The organism is Micromonospora sp. NPDC047756 (genome assembly GCF_055587245.1).
Genome location: NZ_JBVJGQ010000009.1, coordinates 252,834 through 266,080, shown reverse-complemented (window position 1 = coordinate 266,080; position 13,247 = coordinate 252,834). Strand labels below are relative to the sequence as shown.

At 71.9% G+C, this 13,247-nt stretch carries 13 protein-coding genes; 8 read left to right on the top strand and 5 right to left on the bottom strand.

Going from position 1 to position 13,247, the window contains the following annotated elements:
* Positions 1–60 precede the first annotated feature (60 nt).
* From ACZ6NZ_RS28865 to ACZ6NZ_RS28850, 4 genes are all read left to right on the top strand, one after another.
* Positions 61–912, top strand: coding sequence for an LLM class flavin-dependent oxidoreductase (locus tag ACZ6NZ_RS28865; RefSeq protein ID WP_465861065.1), 852 nt, complete (start codon positions 61–63; stop codon positions 910–912).
* Complete coding sequence (locus ACZ6NZ_RS28860; RefSeq protein WP_465861064.1) at positions 909–1,334, top strand: nucleoside deaminase; 426 nt, start codon at positions 909–911, stop codon at positions 1,332–1,334. Before ACZ6NZ_RS28865 ends, ACZ6NZ_RS28860 begins: the two co-directional genes overlap by 4 nt.
* A gap of 236 nt (positions 1,335–1,570) precedes the next feature.
* Positions 1,571–2,836 carry an AGE family epimerase/isomerase gene (locus ACZ6NZ_RS28855; protein WP_465861063.1) on the top strand — a complete coding sequence of 422 codons (1,266 nt, stop codon included), beginning with the start codon at positions 1,571–1,573 and terminating at the stop codon, positions 2,834–2,836.
* The gene (locus ACZ6NZ_RS28850; RefSeq protein WP_465861062.1) at positions 2,833–3,786 is read left to right on the top strand and encodes a carbohydrate kinase family protein; all 954 of its coding nucleotides are present in this window, start codon (positions 2,833–2,835) and stop codon (positions 3,784–3,786) included. Before ACZ6NZ_RS28855 ends, ACZ6NZ_RS28850 begins: the two co-directional genes overlap by 4 nt.
* A 124-nt stretch (positions 3,787–3,910) precedes the next feature.
* Here the strand turns inward: ACZ6NZ_RS28850 and ACZ6NZ_RS28845 are convergent, their stop codons facing one another.
* The 3 genes from ACZ6NZ_RS28845 to ACZ6NZ_RS28835 all read right to left on the bottom strand — a co-directional run bounded on the left by ACZ6NZ_RS28845 (position 3,911) and on the right by ACZ6NZ_RS28835 (position 7,491).
* Positions 3,911–4,879, bottom strand: coding sequence for a LacI family DNA-binding transcriptional regulator (locus ACZ6NZ_RS28845; protein ID WP_465861135.1), 969 nt, complete (start codon positions 4,877–4,879; stop codon positions 3,911–3,913).
* Positions 4,880–4,951: 72 nt separating this feature from the next.
* Positions 4,952–6,331, bottom strand: coding sequence for an FAD-dependent oxidoreductase (locus ACZ6NZ_RS28840; RefSeq protein WP_465861061.1), 1,380 nt, complete (start codon positions 6,329–6,331; stop codon positions 4,952–4,954).
* Positions 6,332–6,354: 23 nt separating this feature from the next.
* On the bottom strand, positions 6,355–7,491 hold the full coding sequence (locus tag ACZ6NZ_RS28835; RefSeq protein WP_366608000.1) for a carboxylate-amine ligase: 1,137 nt from the start codon (positions 7,489–7,491) through the stop codon (positions 6,355–6,357).
* A gap of 192 nt (positions 7,492–7,683) precedes the next feature.
* On the opposite strand from ACZ6NZ_RS28835, the gene ACZ6NZ_RS28830 reads away from it, so the two are divergent.
* From ACZ6NZ_RS28830 to ACZ6NZ_RS28815, 4 genes are all read left to right on the top strand, one after another.
* Complete coding sequence (locus ACZ6NZ_RS28830) at positions 7,684–7,944, top strand: DUF6412 domain-containing protein (RefSeq protein ID WP_465861060.1); 261 nt, start codon at positions 7,684–7,686, stop codon at positions 7,942–7,944.
* Positions 7,945–8,047: 103 nt separating this feature from the next.
* Positions 8,048–8,803, top strand: coding sequence for a YidC/Oxa1 family membrane protein insertase (locus tag ACZ6NZ_RS28825; RefSeq protein WP_465861059.1), 756 nt, complete (start codon positions 8,048–8,050; stop codon positions 8,801–8,803).
* Positions 8,804–8,875: 72 nt separating this feature from the next.
* Positions 8,876–10,285 (top strand): carbohydrate-binding protein, encoded by a 1,410-nt coding sequence (locus ACZ6NZ_RS28820; protein ID WP_465861058.1) that lies wholly within the window; start codon positions 8,876–8,878, stop codon positions 10,283–10,285.
* A 147-nt stretch (positions 10,286–10,432) separates the two neighbouring features.
* Positions 10,433–11,833 (top strand): chitinase, encoded by a 1,401-nt coding sequence (locus ACZ6NZ_RS28815; RefSeq protein ID WP_465861057.1) that lies wholly within the window; start codon positions 10,433–10,435, stop codon positions 11,831–11,833.
* A gap of 51 nt (positions 11,834–11,884) precedes the next feature.
* Here the strand turns inward: ACZ6NZ_RS28815 and ACZ6NZ_RS28810 are convergent, their stop codons facing one another.
* Both ACZ6NZ_RS28810 and ACZ6NZ_RS28805 read right to left on the bottom strand, forming a co-directional pair.
* A complete protein-coding gene (locus tag ACZ6NZ_RS28810) occupies positions 11,885–12,556 on the bottom strand; it encodes a DedA family protein (protein WP_465861056.1) in 672 nt (223 codons plus the stop codon).
* A gap of 57 nt (positions 12,557–12,613) precedes the next feature.
* Positions 12,614–13,228 (bottom strand): DUF1349 domain-containing protein, encoded by a 615-nt coding sequence (locus ACZ6NZ_RS28805; RefSeq protein ID WP_465861055.1) that lies wholly within the window; start codon positions 13,226–13,228, stop codon positions 12,614–12,616.
* Positions 13,229–13,247: the final 19 nt, after the last annotated feature.

Here is a 13,247-nt window from a genome sequence, read left to right as displayed (position 1 = left end):
TGGGTGACTCGACCGGGCCGCGGCGTTCACACACCGGTCCACAATGGCTAGCGTGGACGGGTGCAGATTGGTGTGAACGTACCGAACTTCGCCCCGGGCACCGACCCCGACGTGCTGCGTCGCTGGGCGCAGACGGTGGAGGGTCTCGGCTTCGACCTGTTGATGGTCTCCGATCACATCGCGGTGACCCCGGACGTGGCCGAGCAGTATCCGGCGCCGTTCTACGAGCCGTTCACCACGTTGTCCTGGCTGGCCGGGGTGACCAGCCGGGTTCGACTGGGCACCACGGTGCTCATCGTCCCGTACCGGCACCCGCTGCTCACCGCCCGGATGGCGGCGAACCTCAACCGGCTCAGCGGCGGACGGCTTGTGCTCGGTGTCGGCGTCGGCTGGGCCCGGCAGGAGTTCGAGGCGCTCGGGGTGCCGTTCCGGCAGCGCGGCGCGCTGACCGACGAGTACCTGCACACCATGCGTGCGGCCTGGCAGGACACCGACGACTACGACACGGCCGCGATTCCGATCTGGGTCGGTGGCAACAGCGAGGCCGGCATGCGCCGCGCGGTGCTGCTCGGTGACGCCTGGCACCCGCTGCGGGTCACGCCGGGACGGCTGGCCGAGGCGGTCGGGCGACTGACGGACATCGCCGACGAGCTGGGTCGCCCGGTGCCCGCGTTGGTGCCGCGGATCGCGCTTCAGGAGACCCGGGAACCGATCACCGACGCCGACCGGCTCGCCGGTGTCGGCACCATCGATCAGATCGTCGCCGACCTGGACCAACTTCGTGTGCTCGGCGCGGCGACGGTGGTGCTGGACCCGTTCAACGGCGACCTGACCGAGATCCGCCAGCCCGAACGTGCCTGGCGGACCCTTGCGGCAGTGGCCGCACATCACAGAACCCAGGAGGACCGATGACCCCCGACGACGAGAAGTTTCTCCGCCATGCCGTCGACATCGCCCGGCGGGCGGGGGCTTCCGGCGAACGGCCGTTCGGCTCGTTGCTTGTCGACGCGGCCGGTGTCGTCCTGATCGAGGACCACAACACGGTGGTCTCCGACGCGGACATCAGCGCCCATCCGGAGTTGAAGCTGGCCCGCTGGGCGGCTCGGGAACTCTCTCCCGAGGTGGCTGCCGGCACCACCATGTTCACCAGTTGTCAGCCCTGCGCGATGTGCGCGACGGCGATCGACCGGTCCGGGCTCGGGCGGGTGGTGTACGCGCTGTCCAGCGAGCAGTTCGAGGAGGTCAAGCCGGCCACCCCGCCGCTGCCCCCGGTTCGGTACGAGGGGCCGGCGCTGTTCGACGAGGCCCGCCGGCCGATCGACGACTACTACTGAGCGGCGCCGCTCCGGGTCGGTGTGACGCAGCCGGAATTGACAGTCGGCCGGCTGCGAGAGCAGGGTTGAGCGGTGACAACGATGTCAACGGTCAAATGGGAGGAATAGCCTCTCGCTGCGTGCCGACCTCGGCCAGTCGACTCGTGGCGTACCGTTGGCGGTTTTGCGGCGCGGACCCGGTCCGTTCGCCGATCCTGGCCGTATGTCCCTTTCCTACCCCACGGTGACCAGCTGAGATGACCGACGTGCCCCGATCCGACGCCGCAACGACCCCCGCCCCGGCGGGGTCACCAGACCTGCCCGAGCTGGACGAGTTCCTCGCCGACCAGACCCGGACGCTGCTCGACACCGCCCGCCGCTCGGCCCGGCCGGAGGGCGGCTTCTGGTGGCTCACCGACGACCGCACCCCGGATCGCGGAGAACCCGTCCACACCTGGATCACCTGCCGGATGACCCACGTGGCTGCCCTCGCCCACCGTAACGGCGACCCGGACGCCGCCGCCCTGGTCGACCACGGGATCGCCGCGCTCAGCACGCTGCTGCGTGACGACCGGTACGGCGGCTGGTTCGGCGCGGTGGACCAGCAGGGAGTGCCCGCCAACGACCGCAAGGCCGGCTACGACCACGCGTTCGTGCTGCTCGCCGCCTCCAGCGCCGCGCGCGCCGGACGCCCCGGCGCGGACCGGCTGCTCGCCGACGTGCTGGCCGTCGTACGGGACCGGTTCTGGGACGACGACGCCGGCGCTGTCCGCGAATCGTGGAACCGGGACTGGACGGTCACCGAGGACTACCGGGGCGCCAACAGCAGCATGCACATGGTCGAGGCGTTCCTCGCCGCTGCCGCCGCCACCGGCGACCCGAGCTGGGCCGACCGGGCGCTGCGGATCGCCACCCACCTCGTGCACGGTGAGGCGGCCCGGCACGACTGGCGGCTCCCCGAGCACTTCACCACCGACTGGACGCCGCTGCCCGACTACAACCGGGACCAGCCCGCCGACCCGTTCCGGCCGTACGGCTCCACGATCGGGCACTGGCTGGAGTGGGCCCGGCTGCTGTTGGAGTTGGAGGCCGTGCTGCCGCAGCCACCCCGCTGGCTGCTGGCCGACGCCCGTGCCCTGTTCGCCGCCGCCGTGCGTCGCGGCTGGGCGGTCGACGGCGCGGACGGCTTCGTCTACACCATCGACTGGGACGACCGGCCGGTGGTGCGCTCCCGGATGCACTGGGTTCTCGCCGAGGCCATCGGCGCGGCGATCACCCTGGGTCGCCGTACCGGAGACGCGGTCTACCTCGACTGGTACCGGGTCTTCTGGGCGTACGCCCGCCGCAGCCTCATCGACCAGACCGGATGGCGGCACGAGTTGGACGCACAGAACCTGCCCGCCGACACCGTCTGGCACGGCCGGCCGGACGTCTACCACGCCTACCAGGCGGTGCTGCTGTCCCGCGCGGCCGACGGGCTCGGCGGCCCCGGCCCGCTCGCGCCGGGGGAGGTGGCGGCATGATCGTCGTCGCGGGTGAGGCGCTGATCGACCTGGTCGTCACCGCCGAGGGGCAGCGCGCCGTCCCGGGTGGTTCGCCGGGGAACGTCGCCGTCACGCTGGCCCGGCTCGACCAGCCGGTACGACTGCTGGCCCGACTCGCCGACGACGACTACGGTCGGCAACTCGTCGAGCACCTGAGCGCCAACCGGGTGGACCTGGGGTGGGCGGTACGCGCTGCGGAGCCCACGTCGGTGGCGGTGGCCACTCTGAACGCCGCCGGGCAGGCCAGCTACGAGTTCCGGCTGGCCGGCGCGGCCGACTGGCAGTGGACGCCGCAGGAGTTGCCCGAGCTGGCAGGGTCACCGGTCATCGCGCTGCACAGCGGGTCCCTCGCGCTCGCATTGGCACCCGGCGCGCAGGCGCTGGAGGGCCTGCTCGCCCGGGAACACCAGCGGGACGGGCTCACCGTCTCCATCGACCTCAACCTGCGCCCGAGCATCGTCACCGACCGGGCGGCGGAACAGGAGCGGGTACGCCGGCAGGTTCGCCTCGCGCACCTGGTCAAGGCCAGCGACGAGGACCTGGCCTGGCTCTACCCGGACCGTTCGGTGGCCGACGTGATGACCGAGTGGCGTACCGCCGGTGTGTCGTGCGCCGTGGTGACCCGGGGCGGGGACGGCGCCTGGCTGCTCGCGCCCGACGGCTCGCTGCACGAGGAGCCGGCGGTCCGCACGACGGTGGTCGACACCGTCGGGGCCGGTGACTCGTTCACCGGTGGCCTGCTGGCCGCGCTGGCCGACCTCGACGCGCTCGGCGACCGCCCGGCCGACCGGCTCGCCGCAGTGACTCCGCAGCAGTGGGATGCGGTGCTCCGGCAGGCCGCCACGGTGGCCGCCCTGACCTGCGCCCGCCGAGGCGCCAACCCCCCGACAAAAGCAGAGGTCGAAGCCCTCCTAACCCCCGCGCCCTGACCGCCCCCCTTCTCCGCGATCTTGCACTTTCTGTCCCGGCAGAAGACGCGATCCGCACAATTGGCCAACAGTAAGTGCAAGATCGCGGGGGCGGGGGCGGGGCAGGGCTAGGGCGGGGGCGGGGTTAGGTCAGGCCTCGTTTGAGGAGTCTGGTGGGGAGGACCGTCGTGTCGGGTGGGGTGTCGTCTCCGGCGATTCGCTGGAAGAGGCGTTCGGTGGCCACCTTGGCCAGCTCTCTCGTGTCGTAGGCGACGACGGTCAACGGCCGGGGCATCAGGTGGGCCAGCTCGAAGTCGTCGAAACCGACCAGCGCGGCGTCACTGCCCCGCCGGTGCAGCTCCTGGAGCGCGCCGACGGTGAGCCGGTTGTTGGCGCAGAAGAACGCGGTGGGCGGCTCCGGGAGGTCGAGCAGCGCGGCGACGGCTCGGCCGGCCTCCTCCGGGGCGATGAGCCGCTCGCGGATCAGCGACTCGTCCGGCTCGACCCCGGCGGCGTCCAGCGCCGACCGTGCTCCGGCCAGCCGCTCCCGCATGGTGGGCACGCTGGGCGCGCCGAGCAGCAGCCCCACCCGTCGGTGCCCCTCGTCGAGCAGGGCGCTCACCCCGGCGTGGCTGCCACCCCGGTTGTCCAACAGCACGGCGTCGGCGTGCAGCCCCTTCGGCGGCCGGTCCAGGAACACGACGGGCATGCCCAGCTCGACCTCGCGGCGCAGGAACGAGTGGTCCAGGCCCGCCGGCACCACCAGCAGACCGTCGACGCGGCGTTGGGTGAAGTCCTGGAGCAGGGCGCGTTCCCGCTCCGGGTCCTCCTCCGACGATGCGGTGATCAGCATGGTGCCGTGGGCGGCGGCGATCTCGGCGGCGACGCTGGCGATGGTCGCGTAGAACGGGTTGGCGATCTCCTCGATCAACAGCCCGACGGTGGCATTGAGTTGCCGGGAGCGCAGGTTACGGGCGATGTCGTTGCGTCGGAAGCCCAGCTCGGCGATGGCGGCCAGCACCCGGCCGACCAGTTCCTGCCCCACCGGCTCGTCGTTCACGACCCGGGAGACCGTCTTCAGGCTGACGTCGGCCCGACGGGCCACATCGACCATCGTGGGACGCCGACGCACGGTCGGCCGGGTCGGGGTCTGGGTCACGGGATGGTCCTCCACGGCGGGCGCGGGTCAGCGGTCGAGGGCGGCGAGCGCGTCGACCGCTTTTCGGGCAGCGATGAGCACCGGATCCCAGACCGGCGCGTACGGCGGAGCGTAGCCCAGGTCCAGCTGCGTCATATCGTCCACCGTCATGCCGTTCCACAGCGCCACGGCCAGCGTGTCGATCCGTTTGGCCGCCTCGGACCAGCCGACGATCTGCGCGCCGAGCAGCCGACCGCTGGGGCGCTCGGCGATCAGCTTGACCGTCATCGGCCGTGCGCCCGGGTAGTAGCCGGCCCGGTTGGTCGACTCGGCGATCACCGAGACGAACTCGAAGCCGGCGGCGGTGGCCTCCCGTTCGCGCAGGCCGGTCCGGCCCACCTCCAACTCGCAGACCTTCGTGACGGCCGTGCCGATCACGCCGGTGAAGGTGGCGTACCCGCCGCCGATGTTGATCCCGGCGACCCGGCCCTGCTTGTTGGCGTGCGTGCCGAGCGGCACGTGCACCGGCAACCCGCTGACCCGGTGCAGGGTCTCCACGCAGTCACCGGCCGCCCAGACGCCGGGGTGCTCGGGCACCCGCATCCGGCGGTCCACCCGGATCGCGCCGGTCGGTCCGAGGGGCAGCCCAGCGGCCTTGGCGAGCGCCGTGTTGGGGCGTACGCCGAGACCCAGGACCACGACGTCGGTCGGGATCGGCCCCTCGGCGGTGACCACCGCGCAGACCCGGCCGTCCCGCTGTTCCAGGTCAACCACGGGCAGGCTGGTGCGGATGGTGACGCCGAGGCCGCGCATGGCCTCGGTGACCAGTTCGGCCATCTCGGCGTCGACGGTCGCCATGGGCTGCTCGCCCGCTTCCACCAGGATCACCGAGAGGCCGCGTTGGATCAGCGCCTCGGCGATCTCGACGCCGATGTACCCGCCGCCGACCACCACGGCCCGGCGCGGCTGCGGGTCGGCGTCCAGCCAGTGCCGCAGTGCCGCACCGTCGTCGAGGGTCTGCATGCCGAACACGCCGTCCGCGTCGGTGACCGCCCACTGCGGCTTCACCGGCACCGCCCCGGTGGCGTACACCAGGTCGTCGAAGCGTTCGCGGACCTCGCCGCCGCCGGTCAGGTCCCGGGCCACGACCTCGCGGCGTTCCAGGTCGATGGCCGTGACCTCGTGGCGCATCCGGACGTCCATCGCGTACTCGGTGCGGAACGTCTCCGGGTCGCGGGCGATCAACGCCTCCGGGCCGGGCACCAGGCCACTGATCCAGTACGGGATGCCGCACGCCGAGTAGGAGGTGAAGTTGCCCCGCTCGAAGACCACGATCTCCAGGTCGCCACGGCCACGGCGGCGTCGGGCCTGGGACGCCGCCGACATTCCGGCGGCGTCCCCGCCGATGACGATCAGCCGTTGCGTCACGGGCTCATCTTGTCACGCGGTGATCAGCCGCGGGTCTGCCGTGCGACGTCCTGCACCACGTCGGTGAGTCGGCCGGTGCGCTCGAACACCGCACGCTGCCGCGCCGCGCCGCTGCCGTGCCGGCGCAAGCCGCCCAGTAGGTCGTTCACCTCGGCCCAGTCGCCGTGCTGCTCCAGCGCCGGCCGCATCCGCTCCACGAACCGGTCCAACAGCTCCCAGGCCGGGCGCAGCTCGCCGTTCGTGACGTCGACGGCCTCGCCTTCCAGGCCGTCATGGGCGGCCCGCCAGTGCGCCCCGACCAGCAGGTGGTGGTCGGTCTGCAACGCCGGCCGGCCGGCCTCGACATCCGCCATGGCGGTGGCGACGAGCGCCCGGACCAGCGCGGCGACCAGCACCGCGTCGTCCACCGACGGGCAGACGTCGCCGATCCGCAGCTCGACGGTCGGGTACTTCGCCGACAGGCGGGCGTACCAGTAGAGCATCCCCTCGTCGAGCATCACCCCGCTGGAGATCAGCTGGCGGATCAACCGCTGGTAGTGCTCGTGCGACTCCAGGAACGGGGTCGGCGCCACCGACGGCCAGCGCTCCCACTCGACAGAGCGCCAACTGGCGTAGCCGGTGTCCTCGCCCCGGGAGAACGGCGAGTTGGTGGTCACCGCGTGCAGCATCGGCAGCCACGGCCGTACGTGGTTGAGCACCTGCACGCCGGTGTCCGGGTCGGGCACCCCGACGTGGACGTGCATGCCGTTGTTGCCGGGGCCGGGGACGAGCAGCCGGAACCGCTCGATCATCCGGTCGAAGCGTGGCTTGTCGACCACCGGTGGCACCGGGCCGTCGACCGGGCCGGTGCCGATGGCGAGCAGGCGTACGCCGGCCCGCTCGGCGGCGTCGGAGAGCGCCTTACGCAGTACGCCGAGGGAGTGCCGGATCGACGAGAGCTCCAGGCCGGGCGGGCTGCCGATCTCGATCTGACTGGTCTGGAACTCCCGCTCCACCTGCCCGCGAAGTTCGGCCGGCACCTGCTCCATGACGAGGTCCACGGCCGGAACCGCAGCGCCGGTGTGCGGGTCGACGAGCAGGAACTCCTCCTCGACACCCACGGTGAGCAACCCGGTGGCCGCAGCCCTGTCGCTGAGCGCCTCCGCCACCTGACCGGTCATCGACATCACCCGTCCGTTCCTACCGTTCGCGGTCCGTCCGCGTCGGTCCGTCGTTTGGTTACCCAACGTGGCGATGCCGGGAAACGTGGCGGCGGAACCTCTTGGCCCACGCGCCGGCGATCCGGCCGGACGACGTGACACGGCGTCCTATGCTGAGCCCGTGCCGGTGCTGCTGGGCTATGTCGGGGTCGCGTGGTATCCGCGTTCGCCCAGCTCACCCTGCTGGCGGGCCGCCCTGTCGACCTGCTGACGGGTGCCGCGCTGACCGCCCTGGTGCTACTCGCGGTGGTGCTCGCGGCCCGGGTGCACGACCGGGCGGGCGCGCCCGGTGCCGGGCCGCGGTCGGCTGGCCTGCGGGCCCGCTCCCGAAGCCGCCGAATGCCCCGCCAGATCGACCCGGATGCGGCCGGTCGACCCCGTCCCCGCGCTCCCGGGCACCCCTCGGCCGCGTAGCGCCCCGCCGCCGCGCGGCCGATCCCGCCGTCACCGGCCCCCCTTGCTGAGCGGATGCCGCCGGAGGGGAGGGCTTCACCGGAATCGGACCGAGGGGTTTCCCATGCTTGCCTTCGCACCACTGCACGACGCTGTCGCCGCTGCCGGCACCGCGCTGTCCTGGCTCACCGATCTGCTCGAACCGCTGGCCGGCGGCATGGCGACCGCCGCCGCCATCGTGCTCTTCACCGTTGCCATCCGCCTGCTGATCTCGCCGCTCACCGTGGTGCAGGTGCGCGGCGAGCGACGCCGCGCGGCCCTCGCCCCGCAGGTGCGTGATCTCCAGCGGCGGTACGCCGACGACCCGGCCACGCTTCAGCGCGAGGTGTTCGCGTTGTACCGGGAGGCTGGGGCGAACCCGATCGCCGGCTGCCTGCCGTTGCTGCTCCAGGCGCCGTTCCTGCTGGTCCTGTACCGGCTGTTCACCACCAGCGAGGGTGGCACCGGGCTGCTGGACGAGCGTCTCGCCGGGGTGCCCCTGGGTCACCATCTCACCGACGGGCTGACCGGAGCGGCCGGTCCGCTCTTCGCCGTGTTGCTGGCGGTGTTGCTGGCGGTGGCCTGGTGGTCGTCCCGGCGGGCCCGCCGGGCGTCGGCGGCGGTGGGCACGGTGGCCGGTACGCCGACCGAGGGACCGGGGGCGGCCGTGCTCGGGCGGCTGCTGCCCCTGCTGCCGTTCACGACCGTGCTGGTGGCGCTGGTGCTGCCGCTCGCCGCGGTGATCTACCTGGTCACCACGAGCGTGTGGTCGGCGGCCGAGCAGGCGGTGCTCCGGCGGCCGCAGGCGGTGTCGGCGAACGAGGAAGTAGATCGACGTTGACAAATGTCATGGCGGAGGCGTACAACCCTGAGAGAGCGCTCTCTCGACCCGTCTCCGCAGAGAGGCACGTCCATGACACCTCCTTCGGCGGCCCCCGCCGCCCCACTCGTCCGACGCCGGCTGCGGCTGGCCTCCGTCCTGCTCGTCGCCACCACCACCGTCCTGGCCGGCGTCACCGTCACCGCGCAGGCGGCCGTGCCGCCACCGCCGACCGGCTGGAGCACGGTCTGGAGCGACGACTTCACCGGCGCCGCCGGAACCCTGCCGTCGTCCGCAAACTGGATCATCGACACGGGTCACAGCTATCCCGGTGGTCCGGGCAACTGGGGCACCGGCGAGATCCAGAACTACACCGCCAGCACCGCCAACGTCAGCCACGACGGTGGTGGCAACCTGCGGATCACACCGCTGCGCGACAGCGGCGGCGGCTGGACCTCCGCCCGCATCGAGACCGTGCGCAGCAACTTCAAGGCCCCGTCCGGCGGCGTGCTCGCCATCGAGGGTCGGATCCAGATGCCGAACGTCACCGGCGCCGCGGCCGCCGGATACTGGCCGGCGTTCTGGGCCCTCGGCGCGCCCTACCGGGGCAACTACCAGAACTGGCCGGGCATCGGTGAGTTCGACGTGATGGAGAACGTCAACGGCATCAACTCGGTCTGGGGCGTGCTGCACTGCGGTGTCGCGCCGGGCGGGCCGTGCAACGAGTCCAACGGCCTCGGCGCGTCCCGAGCCTGTCCGGGTTCGAGCTGCCAGTCCGCGTTCCACACGTACCGGTTCGAGTGGGACGCCTCGATCAGCCCACAGCAACTGCGCTGGTACGTCGACGGGCAGCTCTACCACACCGTCACGTCTAGCCAGGTCGGCGCGAGCGCCTGGTCGCAGATGACCTCGCACCAGGGCTACTTCCTGCTGCTCAACGTCGCGATGGGCGGGGCCTTCCCGAACGGCGTGGCCGGCAGTGGCACGCCGACCGCGGCAACCGTTCCCGGTCGACCGATGCTCGTCGACTACGTGGCGGTGTACCAGCGCGGCAGTGGCACCACCCCGCCGCCCACCACGCCGCCGCCCAGTGGCACGAGGGACGCGTACGCCCAGATCCAGGCCGAGTCGTTCAACGGGCAGAACGGCGTGCTCGTCGAGGCGTGCTCGGAGGGCGGGCAGAACATCGCCGCGCTGCGCAACGGTGACTGGGTGCGCTACGACAATGTCGACTTCGGCTCCGCCTCGCCCCGCGACTTCGTGGCCCGGGTCGCCTCCGGCGCGGGTGGCGGTGCGAGTGGCCTCGTCGAGGTGCGGGTGGGCAGCCCGACCGCGACGCCGATCGGCAGCTTCGCGATCGGCAACACCGGTGGGTGGCAGAGCTGGCGTTCGGTGCCCGGCAACGTGGGAGCGGTGACCGGCCGGCGCTCCGTGTACCTGACCTTCACCAGTGGTCAGCCGAACGACTTCGTCAACGTCAACTGGTTCACCTTCCGTCGCTGATCGACCCCCTCGGGCCGCCCGCCGCGCGATCACGCGACGGGCGGCCCGATCCTTCCGCGTCGACCCCTGGACAGAAACAGTTAACTGTCTTAATAATTAGCGGCAACGTTGACGTCCATAAATGCCCGTCCGGGCCCGGAGGGTCGCATGAAACGCTCCAGATCCCTTGTCCTGTCCCTCGTCACCGCCCTCGCGGCCACCCTCGGCGCGGCCTGGGTGGCACTGCCCGCGTACGCCGCCGGTGCCACCGCCAGCTTCGTCAAGACCGCCGACTGGGGCTCGGGCTGGGAGGGGAAGTACACGATCACCAACGGCGGCAGCTCGACCATCAACGGCTGGAACCTGACCTTCGACCTGCCGTCCGGCACCACCCTCGGCAGCTACTGGGACGCGTTGCTCAGCTCCACCGGCCAGCGGCACACCTTCACCAACAGGTCCTGGAACGGCGCCGTCGCCCCGGGGGCGTCGGTCTCCTTCGGCTTCCTGGCCAGCGGCTCCGGTTCGCCCAGCGGCTGCCAGCTCAACGGCGCGTCCTGCGGCGGCGGCACCCCGCCCACCACGCCACCACCCACCACGCCACCACCCACCACGCCGCCCCCGACGACGCCCCCGCCGACCACCCCACCGCCGACCGAGCCGCCCACCGGTGGGTTGCCCAAGCACCTGCTCACCGGGTACTGGCACAACTTCGACAACCCGGCGGTCGAACTGCGGCTGCGCGACGTCCCCACCGAGTACGACCTGGTGGCGGTGGCCTTCGCCGAGGCCACCTCGACGCCCGGCGCGCTCACCTTCGGCGTCGACCCCGGACTGGCCGCCTCGCTCGGCGGCTACACCGACGCGGACTTCACCGCCGACGTCCGCACCCTGCACAGCCGGGGCAAGCGGGTGATCCTCTCCGTCGGCGGCGAGACCGGCCGGGTCACCGTGAACAACGCCGCCTCGGCCACCGCGTTCGCCGACACGGCCGCCGCGCTGATCGCCAGGTACGGCTTCGACGGGATCGACATCGACCTGGAGAACGGACTCAACCCGACGTACATGGCGCAGGCGCTGCGCGCGCTGCGGGCCAAGATCGGATCGGGCCTGATCATCGCGATGGCGCCGCAGACCATCGACATGCAGAATCCGGCCGGCGGCTACTTCAAGCTGGCGCTCGACATCAAGGACATCCTCACCGTCGTCAACACCCAGTACTACAACTCCGGCGCGATGCTCGGCTGCGACCAGAACGCCGCGTACGGCCAGGGCACCGTGAACTTCATCGTCGCGTTGGCCTGCATCCAGTTGGAGGCCGGGCTCCGCCCCGACCAGGTCGGCCTCGGCCTGCCCGCCGGAGCTGGGGCGGCCGGTGGCGGCATCGTCGCGCCCAGCGTGGTCAACGCCGCCCTGGACTGCCTGGCCCGGGGCACCAACTGCGGCAGCTTCCGCCCGCCGCGCACCTACCCGGGCATCCGGGGCGCGATGACCTGGTCGGTGAACTGGGACGTCAGCAACGGCAACGGCTTCGCCAACACGGTGGGACCACACCTGGACACCCTGCCCTGACCGCGGTCGCCGGCGTCCGGTCAGGACGCCGGCGGCAGGCGGTGACGCGGATCAGCGACCGGCGGTCACCGACCGCCGGTCGTCGCGATCCCGGCGCTTGCGGACCTTACGGACCACCCAACTGACCACCATCACAATGAAGACCGCGGCGATGGCGTAGTTGAACCAGTCGCTGTAGCGCTCGACGTCCTGCCAGCGGCTCCCCAGCGCGTAGCCGGCCCCCACGATCAACCCGTTCCACACCCCACTGCCGATGGTGGTGAGCAGGATGAACTCACCCAGCGGCATCCGGTTGGCCCCGGCCGGCACCGAGACCAGGCTGCGGACCACCGGCACCACCCGGCCGATCAGCACCGCCCACCGGCCGTGCCGTTCGAACCACTTGTCGGCCTTTTCCAGATCGTCGCTGTCCACCAGGGGAATGCGGTCCAACCAGCGCTTGAGCCGCTCCTCGCCCAGCGCCGCGCCCAGCCAGTAGAGCACCAGCGCGCCCACCAGTGAGCCGACCGTCGCGGCCAGCACCACGACGAAGACGTTGAACTCGCCCTCGTGCGCCAGGAAACCGGCGAGCGCCAGCACGATCTCACTGGGAATCGGCGGAATGATGCTCTCCAGCGCCACCAGCAGGGCCACTCCGACCGGGCCCATCGCCTCGATCACCGAGGCCACCCAGCCGGTCAACCCGGTGAACTCGGACGGGTCGCCAGCCTGGGCGTACGCCATTGTCGTCCTTCCGGTCGGCGGTCGGGGATCGGAGGGTCATACCCACCGTGGCCCGATCTACACCTCCGGGTGCAGCGCGGTGTCCGCCGGCCCCTGCCGCCAACCAGTGAACACCACTGACAGCCCGGCGCGGGACGGAGAACAGCAGAACGGGCCGGCGACGGCCTCGGCCGCCGGGTCCAGCGGAGCGAGCCGGACCAGTCGCCACGGCTCGTCGTCGACCCGGGCGCGGACGGTCAGCGCGTCCCCGGCCCGGCTGACCCGGACGGTCACCTCTCGGCCCGCCCAGTCCGGCACCGGCCCCACCGACCAGTCCGAGAACTCCCGGGTCACCACAGCGCCGAGCTGCGCCTCGCCGTCGCTCACCTCGACACCCGCCTTGGTCCAGGTGTGTTCGTCGACGCGGACGAACGCGCCGGCCTGGTCGAACTGCGCCGAGAAGTCGAGCCGGAAACTCACCTCCATGGCAGCGCCCACCGGCAGCGGCGCCAGCAGGGCCGGGCCGTTGTCGTGCACGAAGCCGTAGCTGGTCCGCCGCCAGAAGTCGCTCTCCGCCGCCGGCTCGACCACCAGTTCGCCGGCCGGGCCCTGCTCGACGTGGACCGGCGGGTGCAGCCAGCTACCCCGGGACCAGTCCAACAACTCGCTCGGCGGTACGAGGTCGTTCTCCATGACGGGCACGGTAACCCAC

Bases quoted from the DNA above. Each gene is read 5' to 3' on its own strand.
- ACZ6NZ_RS28860 (WP_465861064.1), top strand. From the start codon at position 909: ATGACCCCCGACGACGAGAAGTTTCTCCGCCATGCCGTCGACATCGCC.
- ACZ6NZ_RS28855 (WP_465861063.1), top strand. From the start codon at position 1,571: ATGACCGACGTGCCCCGATCCGACGCCGCAACGACCCCCGCCCCGGCG.
- ACZ6NZ_RS28850 (WP_465861062.1), top strand. From the start codon at position 2,833: ATGATCGTCGTCGCGGGTGAGGCGCTGATCGACCTGGTCGTCACCGCC.
- ACZ6NZ_RS28845 (WP_465861135.1), bottom strand. From the start codon at position 4,879: ATGGTCGATGTGGCCCGTCGGGCCGACGTCAGCCTGAAGACGGTCTCC.
- ACZ6NZ_RS28835 (WP_366608000.1), bottom strand. From the start codon at position 7,491: ATGACCGGTCAGGTGGCGGAGGCGCTCAGCGACAGGGCTGCGGCCACC.
- ACZ6NZ_RS28825 (WP_465861059.1), top strand. From the start codon at position 8,048: ATGCTTGCCTTCGCACCACTGCACGACGCTGTCGCCGCTGCCGGCACC.
- ACZ6NZ_RS28820 (WP_465861058.1), top strand. From the start codon at position 8,876: ATGACACCTCCTTCGGCGGCCCCCGCCGCCCCACTCGTCCGACGCCGG.
- ACZ6NZ_RS28815 (WP_465861057.1), top strand. From the start codon at position 10,433: ATGAAACGCTCCAGATCCCTTGTCCTGTCCCTCGTCACCGCCCTCGCG.
- ACZ6NZ_RS28810 (WP_465861056.1), bottom strand. From the start codon at position 12,556: ATGGCGTACGCCCAGGCTGGCGACCCGTCCGAGTTCACCGGGTTGACC.
- ACZ6NZ_RS28805 (WP_465861055.1), bottom strand. From the start codon at position 13,228: ATGGAGAACGACCTCGTACCGCCGAGCGAGTTGTTGGACTGGTCCCGG.